General features: G+C 40.6%; 21 protein-coding genes. 12 read left to right on the top strand and 9 right to left on the bottom strand.

Annotation, left to right across the window (positions count from 1 at the left end):
- Nucleotides 1-4: 4 nt before the first annotated feature.
- The 3 genes from FTV50_RS02140 (at nt 5) to FTV50_RS02130 (ending at nt 3,422) form a co-directional block, all read left to right on the top strand.
- Nucleotides 5-1,066, top strand: a complete 1,062-nt coding sequence (locus FTV50_RS02140; protein ID WP_111883965.1) for a sulfate/molybdate ABC transporter ATP-binding protein — start codon at nt 5-7, stop codon at nt 1,064-1,066.
- A 55-nt stretch (nt 1,067-1,121) separates the two neighbouring features.
- A complete protein-coding gene (locus FTV50_RS02135; RefSeq protein WP_078192020.1) occupies nt 1,122-2,045 on the top strand; it encodes a CysB family HTH-type transcriptional regulator in 924 nt (307 codons plus the stop codon).
- A gap of 162 nt (nt 2,046-2,207) precedes the next feature.
- Nucleotides 2,208-3,422 (top strand): OmpP1/FadL family transporter, encoded by a 1,215-nt coding sequence (locus FTV50_RS02130; RefSeq protein WP_180023342.1) that lies wholly within the window; start codon nt 2,208-2,210, stop codon nt 3,420-3,422.
- A 59-nt stretch (nt 3,423-3,481) separates the two neighbouring features.
- Here the strand turns inward: FTV50_RS02130 and carO are convergent, their stop codons facing one another.
- On the bottom strand, nt 3,482-4,192 hold the full coding sequence (gene carO, locus FTV50_RS02125) for an ornithine uptake porin CarO (protein WP_180023341.1): 711 nt from the start codon (nt 4,190-4,192) through the stop codon (nt 3,482-3,484).
- Between the two features lie 374 nt (nt 4,193-4,566).
- On the opposite strand from carO, the gene dapD reads away from it, so the two are divergent.
- From dapD to FTV50_RS02100, 5 genes are all read left to right on the top strand, one after another.
- Nucleotides 4,567-5,388 (top strand): 2,3,4,5-tetrahydropyridine-2,6-dicarboxylate N-succinyltransferase, encoded by an 822-nt coding sequence (gene dapD / locus FTV50_RS02120; RefSeq protein ID WP_078192022.1) that lies wholly within the window; start codon nt 4,567-4,569, stop codon nt 5,386-5,388.
- Nucleotides 5,389-5,500: 112 nt separating this feature from the next.
- Entirely contained in the window at nt 5,501-6,211 is a 711-nt protein-coding gene (gene queE / locus FTV50_RS02115) for a 7-carboxy-7-deazaguanine synthase QueE (RefSeq protein ID WP_180023340.1), read from the top strand.
- 29 nt (nt 6,212-6,240) lie between these two features.
- Nucleotides 6,241-6,912, top strand: a complete 672-nt coding sequence (gene queC, locus FTV50_RS02110; RefSeq protein ID WP_078190349.1) for a 7-cyano-7-deazaguanine synthase QueC — start codon at nt 6,241-6,243, stop codon at nt 6,910-6,912.
- A gap of 13 nt (nt 6,913-6,925) precedes the next feature.
- Nucleotides 6,926-7,333, top strand: coding sequence for a hypothetical protein (locus FTV50_RS02105; protein ID WP_078192024.1), 408 nt, complete (start codon nt 6,926-6,928; stop codon nt 7,331-7,333).
- 134 nt (nt 7,334-7,467) lie between these two features.
- On the top strand, nt 7,468-7,926 hold the full coding sequence (locus FTV50_RS02100; RefSeq protein ID WP_111883962.1) for a peroxiredoxin: 459 nt from the start codon (nt 7,468-7,470) through the stop codon (nt 7,924-7,926).
- A gap of 59 nt (nt 7,927-7,985) precedes the next feature.
- On the opposite strand, the gene FTV50_RS02095 is transcribed toward FTV50_RS02100, so the two are convergent.
- Nucleotides 7,986-8,585 carry a LysE/ArgO family amino acid transporter gene (locus tag FTV50_RS02095; protein ID WP_180023339.1) on the bottom strand — a complete coding sequence of 200 codons (600 nt, stop codon included), beginning with the start codon at nt 8,583-8,585 and terminating at the stop codon, nt 7,986-7,988.
- Nucleotides 8,586-8,724: 139 nt separating this feature from the next.
- On the opposite strand from FTV50_RS02095, the gene FTV50_RS02090 reads away from it, so the two are divergent.
- Nucleotides 8,725-9,612: a LysR family transcriptional regulator ArgP gene (locus tag FTV50_RS02090; protein WP_078192026.1), complete on the top strand. Its 888-nt coding sequence runs from the start codon at nt 8,725-8,727 to the stop codon at nt 9,610-9,612.
- A 16-nt stretch (nt 9,613-9,628) separates the two neighbouring features.
- Here the strand turns inward: FTV50_RS02090 and FTV50_RS02085 are convergent, their stop codons facing one another.
- Together FTV50_RS02085 and FTV50_RS02080 are read right to left on the bottom strand one after the other, a co-directional pair.
- Nucleotides 9,629-10,195 (bottom strand): YceI family protein, encoded by a 567-nt coding sequence (locus FTV50_RS02085; protein ID WP_180023338.1) that lies wholly within the window; start codon nt 10,193-10,195, stop codon nt 9,629-9,631.
- An 89-nt stretch (nt 10,196-10,284) separates the two neighbouring features.
- A complete protein-coding gene (locus tag FTV50_RS02080; protein WP_180023337.1) occupies nt 10,285-10,854 on the bottom strand; it encodes a nicotinate-nicotinamide nucleotide adenylyltransferase in 570 nt (189 codons plus the stop codon).
- Nucleotides 10,855-10,960: 106 nt separating this feature from the next.
- Between FTV50_RS02080 and FTV50_RS02075 the strand changes: the two genes are divergently transcribed.
- Complete coding sequence (locus FTV50_RS02075; RefSeq protein ID WP_180023336.1) at nt 10,961-11,761, top strand: enoyl-CoA hydratase-related protein; 801 nt, start codon at nt 10,961-10,963, stop codon at nt 11,759-11,761.
- Between the two features lie 95 nt (nt 11,762-11,856).
- Nucleotides 11,857-12,630, top strand: coding sequence for a nitroreductase family protein (locus FTV50_RS02070; RefSeq protein ID WP_180023335.1), 774 nt, complete (start codon nt 11,857-11,859; stop codon nt 12,628-12,630).
- Nucleotides 12,631-12,838: 208 nt separating this feature from the next.
- Here FTV50_RS02070 and FTV50_RS02065 read toward each other — a convergent pair whose 3' ends face one another.
- Complete coding sequence (locus tag FTV50_RS02065; protein WP_180023334.1) at nt 12,839-13,156, bottom strand: NGG1p interacting factor NIF3; 318 nt, start codon at nt 13,154-13,156, stop codon at nt 12,839-12,841.
- A 15-nt stretch (nt 13,157-13,171) separates the two neighbouring features.
- Complete coding sequence (locus tag FTV50_RS02060) at nt 13,172-14,053, bottom strand: LysR family transcriptional regulator (protein WP_180023333.1); 882 nt, start codon at nt 14,051-14,053, stop codon at nt 13,172-13,174.
- 156 nt (nt 14,054-14,209) lie between these two features.
- Here FTV50_RS02060 and FTV50_RS02055 point away from each other — a divergent pair, with 156 nt between their 5' ends.
- A complete protein-coding gene (locus tag FTV50_RS02055; RefSeq protein ID WP_180023332.1) occupies nt 14,210-15,952 on the top strand; it encodes an FAD-dependent monooxygenase in 1,743 nt (580 codons plus the stop codon).
- A 41-nt stretch (nt 15,953-15,993) separates the two neighbouring features.
- Here the strand turns inward: FTV50_RS02055 and FTV50_RS02050 are convergent, their stop codons facing one another.
- From FTV50_RS02050 to purL, 3 genes are all read right to left on the bottom strand, one after another.
- Nucleotides 15,994-16,449 (bottom strand): hypothetical protein, encoded by a 456-nt coding sequence (locus tag FTV50_RS02050; RefSeq protein ID WP_180023331.1) that lies wholly within the window; start codon nt 16,447-16,449, stop codon nt 15,994-15,996.
- Nucleotides 16,450-16,533: 84 nt separating this feature from the next.
- Nucleotides 16,534-16,656: a KGW motif small protein gene (locus tag FTV50_RS16635; RefSeq protein WP_257223840.1), complete on the bottom strand. Its 123-nt coding sequence runs from the start codon at nt 16,654-16,656 to the stop codon at nt 16,534-16,536.
- Nucleotides 16,657-16,983: 327 nt separating this feature from the next.
- A complete protein-coding gene (gene purL, locus FTV50_RS02045; RefSeq protein WP_180023330.1) occupies nt 16,984-20,820 on the bottom strand; it encodes a phosphoribosylformylglycinamidine synthase in 3,837 nt (1,278 codons plus the stop codon).
- Between the last annotated feature and the right edge of the window lie 62 nt (nt 20,821-20,882).

The following is a 20,882-nucleotide window of genomic DNA, read 5'->3' as shown; positions in this document are numbered from 1 at the left end:
CCTCATGAGTATTCAAGTAAAAAATATTGAAAAACACTTTGGTGCATTCCATGCACTTAAAAACATCTCTTTAGATTTCCCTGATGGCCAGCTCGTTGCGCTGCTTGGCCCATCTGGCTGTGGTAAAACCACCCTGCTCCGTATCATTGCAGGACTTGAATCTGCCGATAGCGGTCAAGTCATTCTAGAAGGTGAAGATGCCACTAAAGTTCATGTCCGTGAACGTGAAGTTGGTTTTGTATTCCAACATTATGCACTATTCCGTCATATGACCGTATTTGACAACATTGCTTTTGGTTTACGCGTACGCCCACGTGCAACACGCCCATCTGAAGCAGAGATCAAAAAACGGGTTACTCGTTTGCTTGATCTTGTTCAGCTTGGCTTCTTGGCTGACCGTTACCCAGCTCAGCTTTCAGGTGGTCAACGTCAACGTATTGCCTTAGCGCGTGCTTTAGCGGTTGAGCCGCGTGTGTTATTACTGGATGAACCTTTTGGTGCATTGGATGCCAAAGTTCGTAAAGAATTACGCCGCTGGTTACGTACCTTGCATGACGAACTCCACATCACCTCTATTTTCGTGACCCATGACCAAGAAGAAGCGCTTGAAGTGGCCGATCAAATCATTGTGATGAATAAAGGCAACGTAGAACAGATAGGCTCGCCGCGTGAAGTTTATGAAAAACCTGCAACACCGTTTGTATTTGACTTTTTAGGTCAAGCCAACCGTTTTGAAGGTCAAAATAGCAATGGCCTCATTCAAATTGGTGAAGACCGAATTTTGTTGCCACAAAACGCCAATGCGCCGCAAGGAAATGTCATTGCCTTCGCTCGCCCTGATGAACTGCGTATTCATGCACAGCCGCAAGAAAATGCCATCCAAGCGACTTTTGTACGTGAGCTTTGGATTGCAGGTAAAGTCATTGCTGAACTGCATGACCGTCAAGGCAATCTTATTGAAATTTCATTAACGGCAGATGAAGCGAAAGCGCATCAATTCCGCCCAAATCAAACGGTATGGTTAAGTGCAACGAACTTGCATTTATTTGAAAACCAAGTTGCATAAAACAAAAAGTTGGGGCCGTCACAAGCCCCACTTGCTTTTAAGGTAAAATAAAATTATGAATTTCCAACAATTAAGAATTATTCGAGAAACCGTACGTCAGAATTTTAATTTAACAGAAGCATCTGCTGCACTTTACACCTCGCAGTCTGGCGTGAGTAAACACATCAAAGATTTAGAAGATGAACTTGGTGTACAGCTGTTCATCCGTAAAGGTAAACGTCTACTCGGTTTAACCGAACCAGGCCAGTCATTATTGGGTATCGTTGAACGCATGCTCGTGGATGCTGACAATATTAAACGTCTGGCAGATGACTTTAACAAAGTAGATGAAGGGACATTGACGATTGCGACCACACATACGCAAGCACGTTATGTCTTGCCGCCGATTGTGAACCAATTTAAAAAAGAATTTCCAAAAGTTCATCTAATTTTGCAACAAGCAAGCCCTATTGAAATTACAGAAATGCTCCTTCAAGGTGAAGCGGATATCGGGATCGCAACCGAATCATTAACCAATGAAGATAACCTGGCAAGCGTGCCTTACTACAACTGGCAACACAGCATCATTACGCCTAAAGAGCACCCACTGACCCAAAAATCAAATATCACCATTGAAGATTTATCGAACTATCCAATTATTACCTATCACGGTGGTTTTACAGGTCGTTCAAAAATTGATAAAGCCTTTGAAGATTCAGGCTTTGATGTTGATATCGTGATGTCCGCACTTGATGCAGACGTTATTAAAACCTATGTTGAACTTAATATGGGAGTGGGTATTGTCAACGATGTGGCATATGACCCAGAACGTGATTACCGTTTAAAACAAATTCCTACCGATATTTTTGGTGTTAATACCACTTGGATTGCTGTTCGCAAAGGACATTTACTACGCGGTTATGGCTATGAGTTTATTTCTTTATGTTCACCAGATGCTGACATCAAAGCGTTGAAAAAAGTCGCTTACCCAGAAGACTGATAGACCAATTGACGAATTAAAGAGGACACCTGCTGTCCTCTTTTTTTGGTAAACACATATTTTATCTAGGTTTTCTTGGCTTTATTTTTAATTGTGATTAAAATACGTTCAACACAATAAAAATTAAAACTTCATTACTTCCGACCCATAAGCCAGGACTTTATGAAAAATCAATTCGTCGCAGTGGCAGTCGGTATCGTCTGCCCCATACAAATCATGTATGCAGCAGGGATAGAAAACTCAGATCAATCGATCTCGGCCTTTCTTGAACCCGGAAATTATACTGAAGCCAGTTTCGCTTATGTTGATGCTCAAATTAACGGGAAAGTACAGAACCAAGCTTCAATTAGTGAACTAGGTGTAACTGATTTTTCTACAGGGAATCTCGCCCATCAACAATTTTCTGGGAAATTGGCACTCAAAATTCAACCACATGAAAATATTTCTGCGGGAGTAATTTATGAGCAACCTTTTCATACTGATATCAGTTACCAATATAGTCCTCGCTTACCAGATAGCTCAAATATCGATATTGAAAGCGCCGATATTAACTTTAGAACGCATAACCTAACTGGACTGGTAGGCTATCAACCCAATAATAATTGGAATATTTATAGCGGTTTAAGCCTACAAACATTTAAAGGTGATTTAAAAATTTCTGGGCAACAATATGCTGCTCTCAATGGCTACCATGCCGATTTTAAACAAGATGAAGCGCTTGGTTGGCTGCTCGGTTTAAGCTATCAAATCCCTGAATACGCTATTAAAACTAGCATAACCTATCGTTCAAAAATCAAACATGAAAATAAGACCTCTGAATCAACTTTATATTCAAATGGTCCTTTTCAATTAGTACCAGACACCCATACCTCAATTCAAACGCCACAAAACGTCAATTTTGATTTTCAAACAGCCATTAGCCCACACAATGTTGTATATGGCACAGTTCGGTGGATTAATTGGAAAGATTTCAACATTCAGCCACCGCAGTTTAATGCCGTGCTTCAATACGCAGCACTCGATCCACATTACCGTGATTTAGCTGATATCCAATTGGTGGAATATCAGAAAGATCAATGGTCAGGAAAGTTAGGGATTGCACATCAATTGAATCCGAGTTGGCTCGCTGCTGCAGAGTTTATTTGGGACAACGGGACAGGAAATGCGGCGTCTACCTTAAACCCAAGTGATGGCTATCGAGGTTTAGGTTTAGGTATGATGCATAAATTTAACCCGAACAATTTTCTAGCGACTGGCTTGTATTATATGAAACTCTCAAAACCATCGAATACTGAAACATCTCATATTTCAGGTCTTGCAAGTGTCTCAGACAATGATGCCATGATCTATGGTCTGAAATTTGGTCACAGATTTTAAACGCTTTCTAAAAACAAAAAAAACGAGCCGAAGCTCGTTTTTTTTGTTTCAGTAAGAACTTACCAATGGTAGCTCACACCTACTTTACCTACTGGAAGCCATTCATATTTGTCATCTTGTTCGATGCTACGTTCATGGTCAGCAAGTAATTCGCGGTCAGCAGCAGTACCACCAACAGCCGTTAATTTTGCAGTTGGGTTACCAGTGTAATAAGCACCTACTTCACCGAATACGCCCCAGTTTTTATTTAATTTTGGTGCAAAACCAAAACCTAGGTATGGTGCGATATCGTTATCGTAAGACACTTTACCGTTTAGGCGTTCGAAAGAAGTTTCTTTACCATCAATTTCGATTTCACCGCTTTTCGCTGTAGATTTCAAACCATATTCAGTGTCGATATAACCTACACCCGCAGCAACATAAAGACCTTGAGCCCATGGATTAGCACTTGCACCCCAAGGACGAACTTCTGCATTTAAGTAACCAACTTTGTTATCCATATCCATGTCGTATTTTACGCCATCGACAGATAAATCATCAGACCATGAAATATCACCACCGTTATAACCTAATGCAAGGCCGACGTATGGGTTCGCAGTCCAAAGTAACGCACCACCATAACCAGTCGTACCCACTTCTAGACGAGCGCCAGTTGGGATAAGTTGGTTTTGATCAAATGCATAGCCATCATGAACTACAGAGGTATCTGCCATTGCAGTACCTGCAGCAGTAAGTAGAGCAGCTACTGTTAATAAACGTAATGATTTCATGTGTTTCTCCTCAAAATAAACTGTTATTCAGATTTTACAGACTTGTTATATGGCACATGTTAAAAGGAAACACAGCTCAACATTTATGCAAATTTACTGATTTTTTGTTAACTTTTGATACATTTAGATTTTAATATTGATTAATAAAGAGTTTTTGTTTCATTTTTTTAAATATAATAATGATGTTAAGGAACAATTCTGTATATTTTGCGTATTTTTTATACAAACCTTATGAAAATGCTAAATTCATCACTCTTAATTTCTTGGTTTTAGTACTTGCTTAATAATTAATTCCGATCCTAGGCCGATTTACCATCTATTTTTAACTCGATTTAGTGTAAAATCTTGGAAAATTTTTTTCTGGATGGAAGAACATGTCTCAGCTTTCAACAATCATTGAACAAGCGTTTGAAGACCGTGCTAATTTCACTGCAGCTGACTGTCCTGCTGAAGTACGTACAGCAGTAGAAGAAGTGATCGCTGGCCTAGATAACGGTACATTACGTGTTGCTGAAAAAATTGATGGTGAATGGATTGTTCATCAATGGGTGAAAAAAGCCGTTTTGCTTTCATTCAAATTGAACGACAACAAACCAATGGAAGCTTGTGACTTACGCTTCTATGACAAAGTTGATACTAAGTTCTCTGACTGGACTGAAGAACAATTTAAAGCTGCTGGTGTACGTGTAGTACCACCTGCTGTAGCACGTAAAGGTTCTTTCCAAGCAAAAAATGTTGTATTGATGCCTTCATATGTCAATATTGGTGCATATGTTGACGAAGGTACTATGGTTGATACATGGGCAACCGTTGGTTCATGTGCTCAAATTGGTAAAAATGTTCACTTATCTGGTGGCGTTGGTATTGGTGGTGTTCTTGAACCACTTCAAGCGAACCCAACAATCATTGAAGACAATTGCTTTATTGGCGCGCGTTCTGAGATCGTTGAAGGTGTGATCGTAGAAGAAGGTTCTGTGATTTCAATGGGCGTATTTATTGGTCAATCAACTAAGATTTATGACCGTGAAACTGGCGAAATCCATTACGGTCGTGTTCCTGCTGGCTCTGTTGTGGTTTCTGGCAGCCTGCCTTCTAAATGCGGTAAATACAGCCTATATGCTGCAGTAATCGTGAAAAAAGTTGACGCGAAAACTCGTGCGAAAACAAGCTTGAACGAATTATTACGCGAAGACTAAGTTTTATTTCAGCGGAGCATTCGTGTTCCGTGGAGCTTCTATCGCTCCTCGTCTCTACGGTTAGCAATAATCGTAGAGATTTTTTGTTTTTTTATATCTGGTTAATTTTGTTATGAGTACCCTTCGATCTTCCGCTATTCCTGTTTCTGATCCGTCTGCGGGTTTACGTATTACGGAGATTTTTTATTCATTGCAAGGTGAAGCCAATACCGCAGGTTTGCCTACGGTCTTTATCCGCTTAACGGGCTGTCCGTTACGTTGCACTTATTGTGATACAACCTATTCGTTTGAAGGCGGTGAACGCCAATCATTAGAAGAAATTATTCAAACTACTTTAGATTTTAAAACCCCTTATATTTGCGTGACGGGTGGTGAGCCGCTTGCTCAACCGAACGCCCTTCCCCTCATGACTCGTCTGGCCGATTTAGGCTGCGAAGTCTCATTAGAAACCAGCGGTGCTTTAGATGTCTCTAAAGTTGATCCGCGTGTTTCTAAAGTTATGGATTTAAAAACCCCAACTTCGGGTGAAGTTGCACGAAATTTGCTTAGCAACTTCGATCATCTAACTCAACACGACCAAATCAAATTTGTGATTTGTAACCGTGAAGACTATGAATGGTCAAAACAGCAAGTTGAGCGCTATAAGCTAAACGAAAAAGTTAGCACCATTTGGTTCTCCCCTGCATTCGCAGTAGAAAAAGGTGCGGTTCGTTTACCTCAACTTGCACGTGATTTAGCACAATGGATTTTAGAAGACCATCTCCCTGTTCGCTTCCAATTGCAATTACATAAGTTGCTTTGGAACGATGAAACTGGTCGTTAAGTTTTAAAGAATTATTTGGAGTAATGCATATGCGCCCTCGTGCCATAGTTTTATTGTCTGGCGGCTTAGACTCAACCACTTGTTTAGCTTGGGCTCAAGCACGTTATGAATGTATTGCCTTAAGTTTTATGTATGGTCAACGTTCTACGACAGAACTGGATGCTGCTCGTGAGTTAACTAAGCAGGCTGGTGTAGAACATCGTGTCATTAATATCGATTTAGGTAACTTAGGTGGCTCTGCGTTAACTGACCATAGCATTGAAGTTCCTGATCATGAACAAGCCGGTATTCCTGTAACTTATGTACCAGCGCGTAACACTATTTTCTTGTCATATGCTTTAGCTGCGGCGGAAGTTTTTGGTGCAGAAGCGATTGTCATTGGTATTAATGCAGTTGATTACTCAGGCTATCCAGACTGTCGTCCAGAGTTTATCGAAGCATTTGCCAACATGGCTCGCCTTGCAACAAAGGTTGGCGTTGAAGGAAAACCACTTAAATTTGAAACACCTCTGTTACATTTATCCAAAGCAAATATCATTCGCTTAGGTATAGAACATGGCGTAGACTACAGTCAAACGGTGTCTTGCTATCAAGCAGATGACCAAGGTCGTGCTTGCGGTAAATGCGATAGCTGCCGTCTTCGTAAACAAGGTTTCGTTGACGCAGGTGTTGAAGATCCGACACGTTACATACCGAAATAACAAGGTAGGGTTTATGAAAAATTTAAAATCAAACATTATTCTTTCTGCTGCTTTCTCTGCAGCTGCATTGTTTGCTTCAGTTGCACACGCTGACAACGACAAGCTTCAACAAGCATATAAGAGCACTAACGTAAAATCTTCGTTAATTAATGTTTGTAAAGAAGAAACTGGCAAAGGTAAAAAACTAACTGCCGCTGAAGTTAGCAAATACTGTACTTGTGCTGTTGAAGCAGATGGTCGTTTAACCAATGCTCAAAAATGGGAAATCCAAAGCACAATCAACCAGAAGAAAAGCCCTGCAACACTCGCTTTTGTTCAAAAACAAAATAAAGACCTTCAAGCATGTTTCGGTCCTCAGTTAACAGGTAAATTAAAAAATTTAACTGAAGAAGCAATGAAATCTGCTCAAGCGAAAAAATAATTTTCGTCTTAAAAAAGCCTGCAAATGCAGGCTTTTTTATTGCTTTAAGTTCAAAGTAAATTCTGTATGATGGTCATATTTCACATACTTTGTTTAAGTCCCTTTAGGGATAAGACACGAAAAAGGAAATCTTCATGACTGAAATTAGCTTACCAAATCAAACCTTTCCAACTACCTCAGGTGAAGTTAACCTTGCGGAACTTAACAATGACTGGCTGATTGTTTACTTCTACCCTAAAGATTCAACACCGGGATGTACGACGCAAGCCATTGGGTTTTCATGCTTAAAAGATCAGTTTGATGCGCTTAATACCCCAATCTACGGCATTTCTCGTGACTCGGTTAAAGCCCATCAAAACTTCACTGAAAAGCAAAATCTAAGCATTGATTTAATCAGTGATAAAGAAGAAGTGCTTTGTCAGCATTTTGACGTGATTAAAGAAAAAAATATGTATGGCAAAAAGGTTATGGGCATCGAACGTTCAACCTTTATTTTCCATCATGGCAAGCTGGTAAAAGAATATCGCAAAGTCAAAGCTGCAGGCCATGCAGAACAAGTCTTAGAAGATTTAAAAGCACTACAAGCAGCATAAAAGTAATGATTTGAGCCTGCTCCTATAGGAATGGGCTCAAATTTAATGAGGACATCTAACTAGAGCAATAATGAAATTGCAATTCCCCACAATACAACGCCAATAATAAAGTCTAAAACCTTCCATGCCTTTGCACTTTGGAAGAGCGGTAATAAATAGCGCGCACCAAATCCGAGGACAAAGAAAAATACCCATGAAGCTGTAATTGCCCCAATCGCAAAATATACGGCTGTCGATTCAAACTTCGTGGAAATAGATCCAATCAGCACAACCGTATCGAGATACACATGTGGATTTAACCACGTTAAAGCCAAGCAAATCAGTACCAGTTTCAATAATTTGGTTTCATTCTTCTCACTGGGCGCTAAACTGCTCGAAGTTTTAAAGGCTTGCAGAAAATGCTGTGCCCCATAAACTGTTAAAAACGTTGCGCCTAAATATTTCGCTCTACTCACAATTTCCGGATGACTTTCAACCAATTGGGAGAATCCGAGCACTCCCAGTAAGATGAGTATCGAATCAGAAGCTGCGCAAATAGCACAAAGCCAAAAGACATACTGCTTTTTTAACCCCTGCTTGAGAATAAACGCATTTTGCGCACCAATCGCGATAATTAGGCTAAATCCAATTGCGAGCCCTTGCATATAACTGTGCAACATTTTTTAACTACACTTTCAAAGCATTAAATGAATGTTGCTATTATCGAAGCTTATTGTTAAAAATAAGTATTTATAAATAAATATCATTATAACTAAGTTTTTCTTAGTTTATAAAATTTCTAATGCTCATAGGTGACTCATGTTACAAAGCAAACATAGTGAAGCTTTTCTTGCAGTAGCTGAAACAGGAAGCTTTGAACAAGCGGCACTGCGTTTAAACATTACGGCATCTGCGGTCACGCTCAGGCTGCAAACCTTAGAAAAGAAATTAGGTCATGTACTCATTGTGCGTGAACGGCCCTGCCGCCCAACACTCGCAGGCCAATCTTTATTGCATTATCTACAACACAGCAAATTATTAGAACATAATTTTCTGCAAAATCTAACAGGACAAACGGCGAATGCTTTCTATCAAGTCAATATTGCAACCAATGCTGACTCACTTGCGACATGGTTGCTTCCGCTACTCAAAGATCTCTTAATTGAAGAAAAAATCGTGATTCATTTTCAGGTCGATGATCAGTCACAAACACATCATTTATTAGAAGCAGGACTAGTCAATGCCTGTGTCACAACAGAATCGGAAGCCATGAAGGGCTGCATTGCAGAATATCTGGGTGAAATGCATTATCGCTTTGTAGCAACCCCTGATTTTATCCAAAGATGGTTCGGTCAAGGCGTGACGCGAAATGCCTTAAGGGCTGCGCCTGCACTGATTTTTAATGAGAAAGATGACCTACATACGCAATCGATTCAGAAGAATTTCGGGCTCAATCCTTCACAATATCCGCATCATTTCATTCCCTCTTCAACTGCATTTTTTGATGCCATTACGATGGGCTTGGGCTATGGATGGTTACCCGACTATCAAAGCAAAGACTTATTAGCAGCGGGAAAATTGATAGAGCTTTCAACAGAACTCAGTATTGATTTAGCCTTGTATTGGCATCATTGGAACCAACAATCAATTCAATTACAGAAAATAACTGCTGTTATGCTACAACACGCCAAAGATCATATGTGTTGAAGCCAGCAAAATAGGGTTATTCAATCCGCCATTGGCCTTTGAGTTGTATTAATACTTGCTCCCCTACACCACCGAGTGCTTTACGCATACCAAAATCACTACGTTTAATGGTTGCTAAAGATTGAACATCCAACACTTTTGGATTTTGTGGACTAGGGGCAAGTGTGGTATCGAAGATCACAGGCTTAGTGATGCCACGAATGGTGAGATCCCCTCGAATCATATACTTGGCATAAGCCACGGGTTCGATTTGTTTACTGACAAACTTCACGTGCTTAAATTCAGCGGCATCAAAATATTCACTGCCCAAGATTAATCCTTTCAAGCTTGGGTTACTAAAACTGATGCTATCCACATCTAACACTAAATGCGCTGAACCTTTATGCGGAATTTCAGGATCAAATTTTAGGTTCGATTGAACCTTATTAAAGCGGCCTTCTACAATAGACAGCCCCACAGATTTAATACCAAAAGTGACCTGACTATTAGGCGTTAGCGTCCATTCAGCAGCATGTAGGGGAAATACGCAAGATAAAGCGAAAGCTCCCATATATTTTGCAAACGTTCCCTGACGCAAACTCATGTTTTTCTCCTGAATAAAACACAGCCAAAAAGCACTACAATGTTTATTTTTTTACTCCATTGTGGTGCTAGAAATTTTAGCGTTTTTTTTTATAGCAGATTTGTTTTATCCTGAGTCATAAATTTGTGTTGAAGTTGTTTATAAATGTCTGTCTGTTGAAATTTTTGCAAAAAATCAATGGTACCTTGAGGAAAGGCATCTCGTTCAATTTCACCACGAAAATACGCTTCACGTACTGGTGTCGCAGAAATCGCCCCTTCTAGACTATCCAGCTCAACCATTTCCCACTCGGGGAAGAATTTTAAATAATAAGAAGAATCATCTTTAAAATGTCCAATCAAACCGACTTTTGCATTCGTTTCAACTACATCATCTACCAAAGATTTGACTAACTTTTGCCATTTTTCATCGTTATATACATCAATCACATGCACAAACTTGATTCGCTTCTGATCTTGCTCTGAAAAATTCGACAAGATCATCTGCTCACGTTCTACAGCCAAAAATGGATTTTTGATATTACGTTCATTTTGCGCCGAACCAAGCGCCAGAAGCACATATTGACTTTGTTGCAAGGCAATTTTAATGGTTTGCAGATGTGCTAAATGGAACGGCTGAAAACGCCCAATGAAAACCAAATAATCAAATGTATATTTCATATCAAATCAAACTTTTTATGAACTGAGCAGTTGTGCCACAGGCTGAAATATGCGACATAATGTCGAGCATAAAATCAAAACGAAACTTTTACGCAAGGATAGTACGATGACACTGAGCTGTATTCAACAACCCCATGAACATTTGAATGCGAATTTGGACAATGGCGTACTGACCTTAGCCATTAACCGACCTCAGGCGAAGAACGCGCTGTATACAGAATTATATCTGTGGATTGCAAAAGCATTAGATGAAGCTGATCAAGATACTTCAGTGCGTGTAGTAGTACTCCGTGGTCAAGATGCAGACTTCAGTGCGGGCAATGACATGCAAGATTTTATGAAATCTGCTGCTCAAAAAGGACAAGCTCCAGCTTCAGAAGGCGCACCTTTTATTTTGTTAAAATCTGCTGCTCAATTTTCTAAGCCGCTGATTGCTGCGGTTCGCGGTGTTGCCATTGGGATTGGTGTTACGATTCTGCTTCATTGCGATCTTGTCTACAGCGAAAATACTGCCCTATTCCAAATTCCGTTTGTGAGCCTTGGTCTATCGCCTGAAGGTGCATCGAGCAAGCTATTGGTTCAACAAGCCGGCTACCATAAAGCGGCGGAATTACTGTTAACTGCTCAGAAGTTTGATAGTGCGACAGCGCTTTCAGCAAATTTGGTCAATAGCATTGAAGAAGATGCTTATGCGACAGCTGCGAAAAAAGCAGCACAGTTATCTGCACTTCCACTAGCATCTTTGGTTCAATCAAAAGCATTAATGAAACATAATGTAGATGAAATCGTGGCATGGATTGACCATGAAGCTGAAATTTTCATGGATCGAGTAGGCTCTCCAGAAATGATGGAAGCTGTTGCCGCCTTTATGCAAAAACGCAAACCTGACTTCTCTCAGTTCAATTAATGTTTTAATGGAACTAAAAAACCACTCATATTTGGGTGGTTTTTTTCATCTCAGCCCCAATCTATTTTCTAAATTAAAAAACTGGATGTTTCCACATGACTGCAGTATCACAAACTGAAACTAAACCTGAAAAGAAACGCTACTACGAGCCTGCGCCTGAAGGCATCGATATCGAGAATTTTAAAAAAGTTGTACAAAGCCGTCGTTCTGTACGTAAGTTTACCGACAAGGCCATCCCAAACGATGTTTTAGATGAATGCTTAGACCTCGCCTTACTTGCACCCAATTCATCGAATTTACAACCGTGGACATTCTACGTCGTTCAAAATCCTACAAAGAAAAAACAATTAGTGAAAGCTTGCTTAGGGCAACTAGCTGCAAAAACTGCTGCTGAATTGATTGTCTGTGTCGCGCGTACCGACCGTGTAGATGAAATGGCAAAACGGAATATTTCGGAATTTCCATTTCCTGAAGCACCTGCAGCGGTACAGAAGTATTACAAGTTTATTCCTTATAACTATAAAACTGGTTACTTCAACGCCCTAGGTAACTTTAAGAAAGTTGCTTTCAAAGTTGCACGTACACTGGATAAACAATTGCCTGTAACAGCATTTAATGAAGCAGATGCTAAACTTTGGGCGAGCAAAACTACAGCATTGGCTTGTGAAAACTTAGTTTTGGCTTTACGCGCCTATGGTTTTGACAGTTGTATGATGGAAGGTTTTGATGAACCTTTGGTGAAGAAGATTTTAGGATTAAATGCCCACCAATACCCAGTGATGGTGATTGGTGCAGGTGAACGTGCTAAAGATGGTGTGTTCTTCCCGCAGTATCGTTTTGACCGTGATTTATTTATTCAGAAGGTTTAACTTGCTTTCAATTGAATACTCACAACCTCAATTAGCTACGTGACTTTAGTTTATAACGCGTAGGTATTACGTTACTTTGAAGGATCAAAGTAACCAAAATCCCTTGTTAGACAGAAGATTCATCCTTGAATCTCTGTCTAACGGGTGACATCCATGTCACCCTTCGTGTATCTACTTTTTTCTATAACTTAAAAATTTAAAAGCATCATTAAAATTGAATATCCACCATTTGAATAAACTCAAATGCTGGCTCTTCATAAGGATGACTTACTTTTAAAGCCCTTGCGACCTCACTCGCTTTATCTTCAGGCACGATGGTTTCCACTCGCCATTCAGGGATAGACTCTAGCTGCTCCAACTCACCAATAAATGGATTTGCACCTTTTACAGGTTTAAACTGCCCTGTTCCAATTACTTGCCACGCGCAGTGTTCATAGTTGCCTATACCGCCTGCTCCTGCTTCAAATACGGCCAATTTAGTCGACTCTAGGTGAGACTCAGGTACATAATAAATCAGTTTTAACATTGGTTATTCCAGCCGCTATTGTGCAGTTACATTATTTAAAGCACTGTAAATCATTTTCAATGCAACATTATTCGATGCATTCGGATAGGTTGCATATAAACCTAGTTTCGGTAATTCCACATCTGTTTGAATGACTTTGACCGAATCATTTAAAAATTTGAGTAAATATTCGGGCACAAAACTCAGGCCCATGCCCATATTAATCAAATTTAAATGCTGCATGACATTTGTTACCCACAGCATATGATCATGTTGATGCTGATCAAAAGGAATCAAGGCATTTAAGGTATCGTAAAAAACAGGAGAAGCATTTTGTTCACACATAATAATGGTGTGATTTTTTAACTCTTGAAGTTTTAAGATGCGATCTGATGGATGCAGATGCGCTGCACCGACTAGATAGATCTTCTCACTTAAAACCTGAATATTGGTAAAGTCGTTATGACTTAAGTGATATCGCGTAAAACTAATATCCAATTCAGTATTTTTTAGTTTTTGAATCTGCTCTGTACACGTCAAGCTATGTAAATGAATTTTCAAATCAGGGATATGTTGTTTTAATTGCGCCAAAATACTCGGCATAATTTTCAATTCTGCGACATTTAAAAAGCCAATATGTATTTGATTATTTTTGGCTTGCGCCACGTGGCGAGCTGCAGCTACAGCTTGTTTGGCATTTTCAAGCGCTTGCTCTGCATATTTCAGAAAAGCCTGCCCCTCATCGGTCAGCAAGACTTTTCGGGCAGAACGTTCAAATAATTGCACCCCAACCTCTTGCTCTAAGTCTTTAATTTGCTGACTGAGCGATGGTTGTGCTGTAAATAGTTTTTCCGCTGCCTTAGTGAAACTCTGTTCTTTCGCCACCGTCACAAAATAACGTAAATGTCGTAATTCCATTCGCTTCACTCCACACACTCACTACATCACCTGTGTCATGCAGTCAAAATACCAATAGATCTATAGTTTATATGAATATCCATTCTACTCGGAAAATCATTTGCCTAGACTACGGACTATTCCAAGTTTGCGCTTCACATACACATGGAGTTTTGTATGACACAGCAATACGATACCGATGTTTTGATTATTGGCACAGGGCCTGCAGGTTCTACTTTAGGTTTGGCCTTGGCAAATTACGGCATTCAGGTTCAGCTTTTTACCCAATTTAATTGGTTAGCCAATAGTCCTCGTGCCCATATTACCAACCAACGTGCGATGGAAGTGTTACGTGACTTAGGTATCGAAGAACAAGTTCTCGACATTGCCACACCTTGGGAACAGATGGGTGAAAGCCTCATTACCACGAGCCTTGTCGGTGAAGAAATTGCCCGCATGAGTGCTTGGGGAACCGGTGATGAACGTCATGGCGATTATATTAAAGGCAGTCCTTGTCCATTGGTCGATCTCATTCAGCCGAAAATGGAAGCTTTGTTAGTAAAAAATGCGGCTGAACGTGGTGCAATTTATAATTTTAATACTGAATATTTATCGCATATCCAAGATGAACATGGCGTAACAGCAACATTCCTTAATCGCATTACCCAAACTGAATTTAGCTTACGTGCCAAATATTTAATTGGCATGGATGGTGCGCGTTCTAAAGTGCTTGAAGAGCTTGATTTGCCCCTGGAAGGGATCATGGCTCGTGCAGGTACAGTCTATGTAACCTTTAAAGCTGATCTTTCACAATATGTGAAAAACCGCCCTGCTATTTTGCAATGGATTGTTAACCCAGAAGCGAGCTTTGGTGATCTGGGCATGGGCTTACTCCGTGCCATTACACCTTGGAATGAATGGATTATGGGTTGGGGCTTTGATATTTCCAAGGGCGAACCACAAGTCACCGAAGAACAAGTTCGTGCGCGTCTAAATGCCTTTGTCGGTGCTGAAGTTGAAAATGTCGAGATTCAAAAACTGTCTTATTGGTATGTGAACCAAACATGGGCAACTGAATACTCGAAAGGTCGTGTATTCTGCGGCGGTGATGCGGTACATCGTCATCCACCATCAAGTGGCTTAGGTTCAAATACCTGTATGCAAGATGCTTTTAACCTCGGTTGGAAATTGGCATATGCCATTAAAGGTTGGGCTGCTCCTACTCTACTTGATTCTTATACATTAGAGCGTGCGCCTGTTGGCAAGCAAATCGTGGCGCGTGCCAATCAATCTCGCTTTGACTATAAGCATCTCAAAGAGGTATTTGGTTTTGACCAAGGCATCACAACTCAAGCTCAAATGATGCAACGTATTTTTGCAGAAGATGAACAAGCTGCAGAAATACGTCAAAAGCTTTATCAAGCCTTAGAAATTAAAAACTTTGAGTTTAACGCGCAAGGTGTAGAGCTAAATCAACGTTATACGTCCAATGCAGTGATGGTTGAATCTGAGCCTGAGATCTTTGCCAAAGATCAACAGCTTTACTTGCAAGCAACCACGCGTCCAGGGGCTAAAGTTCCACATACTTGGATTATTGATGCCAAAGGCGATAAGCAATCAACTTTAGATATTACAGGGCATGGTCGTTTCACCCTACTGACAGGTCTTTCAGGAAAAGGTTGGAAATCTGCTGCTGAATCGTTGAATCTACCTTATTTAGATGTGATTCAAATTGGTTCCCGTGAATACCGTGATGTGTACGGTACGTGGAATGCTAAATCTGAAATTCATGAATCAGGCACTGTCTTAGTTCGTCCAGATGGTTATGTGGCTTGGCGATACCAAGACAGTACCAATACTGCTTTTGATTTTGAAAATACGTTGAAGGCGGTGTTAAAACAGATTCAATTGGCTGTTTAATCAAAAAAACCACCTTCGGGTGGTTTTATTAATTCAATATTTTAGGATTTTTCTTTCCAACAATGTTGTTTTTTTTCTACACCTATTTCAGCTTTATCTAACAACAATACTAAATTTTGTGTTCGATTATTTGAACTTTTTGGCACAAAACTATTTTGACTATATCCATTTTTATAAACGCAAATCGACCAACTATATTTTGCTGGAAATATATGAATAAATTGCAAACTTTTCTCTGCAGAAAATGTAGCAATTCCGTCCTGTGTTTTTTTTAATGTAGATTCAGTAAAAGACTTGCCTTGCCATGTTGTAAGATTTAAAAATACTTCTGCATCGTCCAACTTTTCATTTTGATCATTGATAACAGTTATATTAATTTTCGGATGCTTCGTTTTTAAAATAGGAAAGCACCCACTTAACAATGTTGACGGAAACATAAAGCCTAAAAGTAAAAATATTTTTATATCTTTTAATAATACAAATTGTTTAAAGCTCATTATTAATTTTTGCAGTTTTTTAATTATGCATTAGTTTACATAAAAAACCGCCTCACGGCGGTTTCAATTGTTCAAATATTACATCTACAACGCATAACCCAAAAATAAAAACACCAACTGCAAACACACCACTGCACCAAAAAGCTTCCAACCCTTTTTACGCAGCGCAGACTTATCCACTGCCGAATATTCTACTATTTTAATCATGTCATCACCTCATCATGAGTGTTGATACTGAACTCGTTTACTTATCCATCTTTCTTTTATCTTGCTAGTCTTTAATCTTGCATAGTTATTGTGCATAAATTACACACTAGCATGTTTCCACAAATATAAAAGCAAAATCTAAACCAAGTTCAGTGGGAGAAATAAAAATTTAAAACCAACAAAAAACCACCCGCAGGTGGTTAAAAATCGAAAGCGATTATATGTGTAAAAATAAGCATTCACAATAATTAATATATCTTTTGGTAAATTTTAACCATAAAAAAGCCACCCGAAGGCGGCTCTTTTCTATGATTCATCTATCTAAGATTAACCAATAAATTTACGTGCATTACGGAACATACGTAACCAAGCACCGTCTTGATCCCAATCTTCTGGTTTCCAAGAATGCTGAATCGCACGGAAGTTACGTTCAGGGTGCGGCATCATAATCGTTGCACGGCCGTCTTTAGACGTTACACCTGAAATCGCTTCTGGCGAACCATTCGGGTTCATTGGGTAATGCTGCGTTGGGTTGCCTTGGCTATCTACATAACGTAAGATCACTTGGTCACCAGCATTCAATGCTGCAATGTTTTCTGCGCTAGCAACCACACGACCTTCACCATGTGCCACGGCGATAGGAAGAATTGAACCTTCCATACCTTCTAACAATACAGAGTTTGATTTTTCAACACGTACGTTGACAGCACGTGCTTCAAACATCTCAGAAGTATTGCGGTGGAAACGAGGCCAAGCTTCTGCACCTGGAATTAATGGTGCAAGCTGAGACAGCATTTGACAGCCGTTACAGATACCTAGAGAGAATGTTTCATTACGGTTGAAGAATTTCTCAAATTGGTCACGAAGTTTTGGATTGAACAATACCGATTTAGCCCAACCACCACCTGCGCCCAATACGTCACCGTAAGAGAAACCGCCACATGCGACTAAACCTTCAAAGTCATCAAGACTGATACGGCCAGCAAGCAAGTCGCTCATGTGTACGTCTACAGTGTTGAAGCCGACTTTATCGAATGCAGCTGCCATTTCTACATGACCGTTTACACCCTGTTCACGCAGAATCACCATGTTTGGACGGCGCTCATTGATGTACGGTGCTTCGATTGGCTCGTTCAAATCAAATGTTGGTTTTGCAATTAAACCTGTATGTGTTTTGTCAGCAATCAGCGCATATTCTTGATCCGCAGTTTCTACGTTGTCACGTAAACGTTGGATTTGATGTGACACTTCTGTCCATGCTTGCTGTAATTCAGCACGGTCTAAGCTCAAACTATTTACAGTTAAAGTATCTGTATCGTTTACAGTACCTACAACTGCAATTGCATCTTTAAGGCTAGACGCTGCAACTTCAGCTTCTAAGGCAGCCCAATCCGCTTTGCTGATTTGAAGCACTGCACCAATTTCTTCTGCAAACAAGCTTGCAGTAGATTGATCTTCAAGTGCTACACCTAGGCGTGAAGCAAACATCATTTCTGCAACAGTTGCCAGCAGACCGCCATCACCGATGTCATGGTAAGCCTTGATTAGACCACGGTTGTTCCAGTCTTGAACCAATGCAAAGAATACTTTGAAGTCATCGAAGCTGTCTACGTCAGGTGTTACAGAACCAATTGCTTTATAAACCTGAGCTAAGATCGAACCGCCAAGACGGAATTGACCTTTAGACAAATCAATACGTACCAGTACAGACTCGATATTTTTCAATTCAGGTGTCAATGTTTTGCGAACATCAGTCACAGGTGCAAATGCAGTGATCACGCCTGACATTGGAGAAGTTACAGATTTATCGATGCCTTCGTCATTCCACGTTGTACGCATCGACAATGAGTCTTTACCTACTGGAATTGCAATACCTAGTGCAGGACACATTTCCATACCGATGGCTTTTACGCCTTCGAATAGCGCTTGGTCTTCACCTTGTTGACCTGCAGCAGCCATCCAGTTTGCAGACAATTTAATGTCACTGATCTGGTCGATTTTTGCAGACATGATGTTTGAAATTGATTCTGCTACAGATAAACGTACAGATGCAGCAGGATTTAACAATGCAACTGGTGGACGTTCACCCATTGCCATCGCTTCACCTGTGTAGCCTACAAGGCTTGTGGTTGTTACAGCAGCATCAGCCACTGGCACTTGCCATGGACCCACCATTTGGTCACGTGCAACCATACCTGTAATCGAACGGTCGCCAATGGTGATGAGGAACGATTTAGATGCAACAGTTGGATTCTTAAGAACGCGGTAAATCGCATCTTTCAAATCTGTTACTGTTTCAGCAGTGAAGTCATCGCCTTTACGTTCAATGGTTTCGTATGAACGGCTCATGCGTGGTGTACCGCCAAGCATCACTTGCATTGGCATATCCACAGCTTTGTTTTCAAACAATGGATCTTCAACGGTTAAATGGCGCGCTTCAGTCGCTTCACCCAATACCGCAAACGGACAACGCTCACGTGCACATAGTGATTCAAATAGTTCTAATGAGCTTGGACGGATTGCCAATACATAACGCTCTTGTGCTTCGTTCGACCAGATCTCCATTGGAGACATGCCTTTTTCCAATGATGGAATTTTACGCAGATCAAGTACCGCACCCAACTCGTGATCGTTCACAAGTTCAGGCATTGCATTTGAGATACCGCCCGCGCCTACGTCATGTACAGACACGATTGGGTTATGATCTTCCATGCGCCAGCACGCATCGATGACTTCTTGGCAACGGCGTTCCATTTCTGGGTTTTCACGCTGTACAGAAGCGAAGTCTAGGTTTTCACCCAACTTACCGCTGTCCACAGAAGATGCTGCGCCACCGCCTAAACCAATAAGCATTGCAGGACCACCAAGAACGATCAGTAAATCGCCAGGTTGAATCGCATCTTTTTCTACATGGTCAGGACGGATGTTACCGTAACCACCGGCAATCATAATTGGCTTATGGAAGCCTTTTACATCGCCATTTACATTTTGCTCAAATGTACGGAAGTAACCATTTAATGCAGGACGGCCGAATTCGTTGTTAAACGCCGCGCCACCCAATGGGCCTTCAATCATGATTTGAAGCGGAGATGCCATACGAGACGGCTTGCCGTAGTTTTCTTCCCAAGGCTGTTCAAAGCCCGGAATGTTCAAGTTAGAAACAGTGAAACCTGTTAAACCTGCTTTTGGCTTACCGCCACGGCCTGTTGCGCCTTCATCACGGATTTCACCGCCTGAACCTGTCGCAGCACCCGCAAATGGCGCAATTGCTGTCGGATGGTTATGCGTTTCCACCTTCATTAAGATGTGTGCAGCTTGGCTCTTATACTTATAAACATGGTGACCTGTTTCAGCATCTTGCTTTGGATAGAAGCGTTGTGTGTCAAAACCCACAATTACAGAAGCGTTATCTTTATATGCCGACAATACATCTGTAGGTGATTCTTTATAGGTGTTTTTAATCATTTGGAACAATGATAATGGTTGAACTTCACCATCAATTGTCCATTCAGAACCGAAAATTTTATGACGGCAATGCTCTGAGTTCGCTTGAGCAAACATCATCAATTCGATGTCATGCGGGTTGCGACCCATTTTTGTGAAAGCATCGGTTAAATAATCGATTTCTTCATCAGAAAGCGCAAAACCAAATTCAGAGTTAGCTTTCACCAACGCTTCTTTACCTTGACCCAAAATATCAATTGAGTTTAAAGGCTTTGGTTCAGTTTCAGAGAAAAGTGCCGCAGCATCTTCAATAGCATTGAAAACACTTTCGGTCATGCGATCATGTAATGCTAGTTTTACTTCATCAGAAACAGCATTTACGCCCTTCAAAGTAAACAAAACACCGCGTTCAAGGCGATGAACCGGTGTATTACAGTTGGCAAAAATGTCTGTTGCCTTAGACGACCACGGAGAGATGGTTCCAACACGTGGCGTCACTAAAATTTGGACTTCGTCACTTGCTGCTTGGTGCAATTCAAAAGATTGACCATCGTTGAGAAGCTGTAAAGCGGATTGCTGTTGTTGCTCGTTGAGCGCTTGGTCAAAAAGGTAAACCCATTGACTTTCAATTGATTGAACAGAACTAATTGACGTTAAACGTGATAATAGTTGAGTTTTCTTAAATGAAGAATGTGCAGGTGCACCGGCAACGATAAACATGCTGATTTTGGCTCCACGGGATGATCGAAAAGACCATGCCACAATGTGACTTGAGAGAGCGC

It is taken from the genome of Acinetobacter sp. YH1901134 (assembly GCF_013416965.1).
Classification (GTDB): Bacteria; Pseudomonadota; Gammaproteobacteria; order Pseudomonadales; family Moraxellaceae; genus Acinetobacter; species Acinetobacter amyesii.
This window is presented reverse-complemented; position numbering and strand designations above follow the sequence as displayed.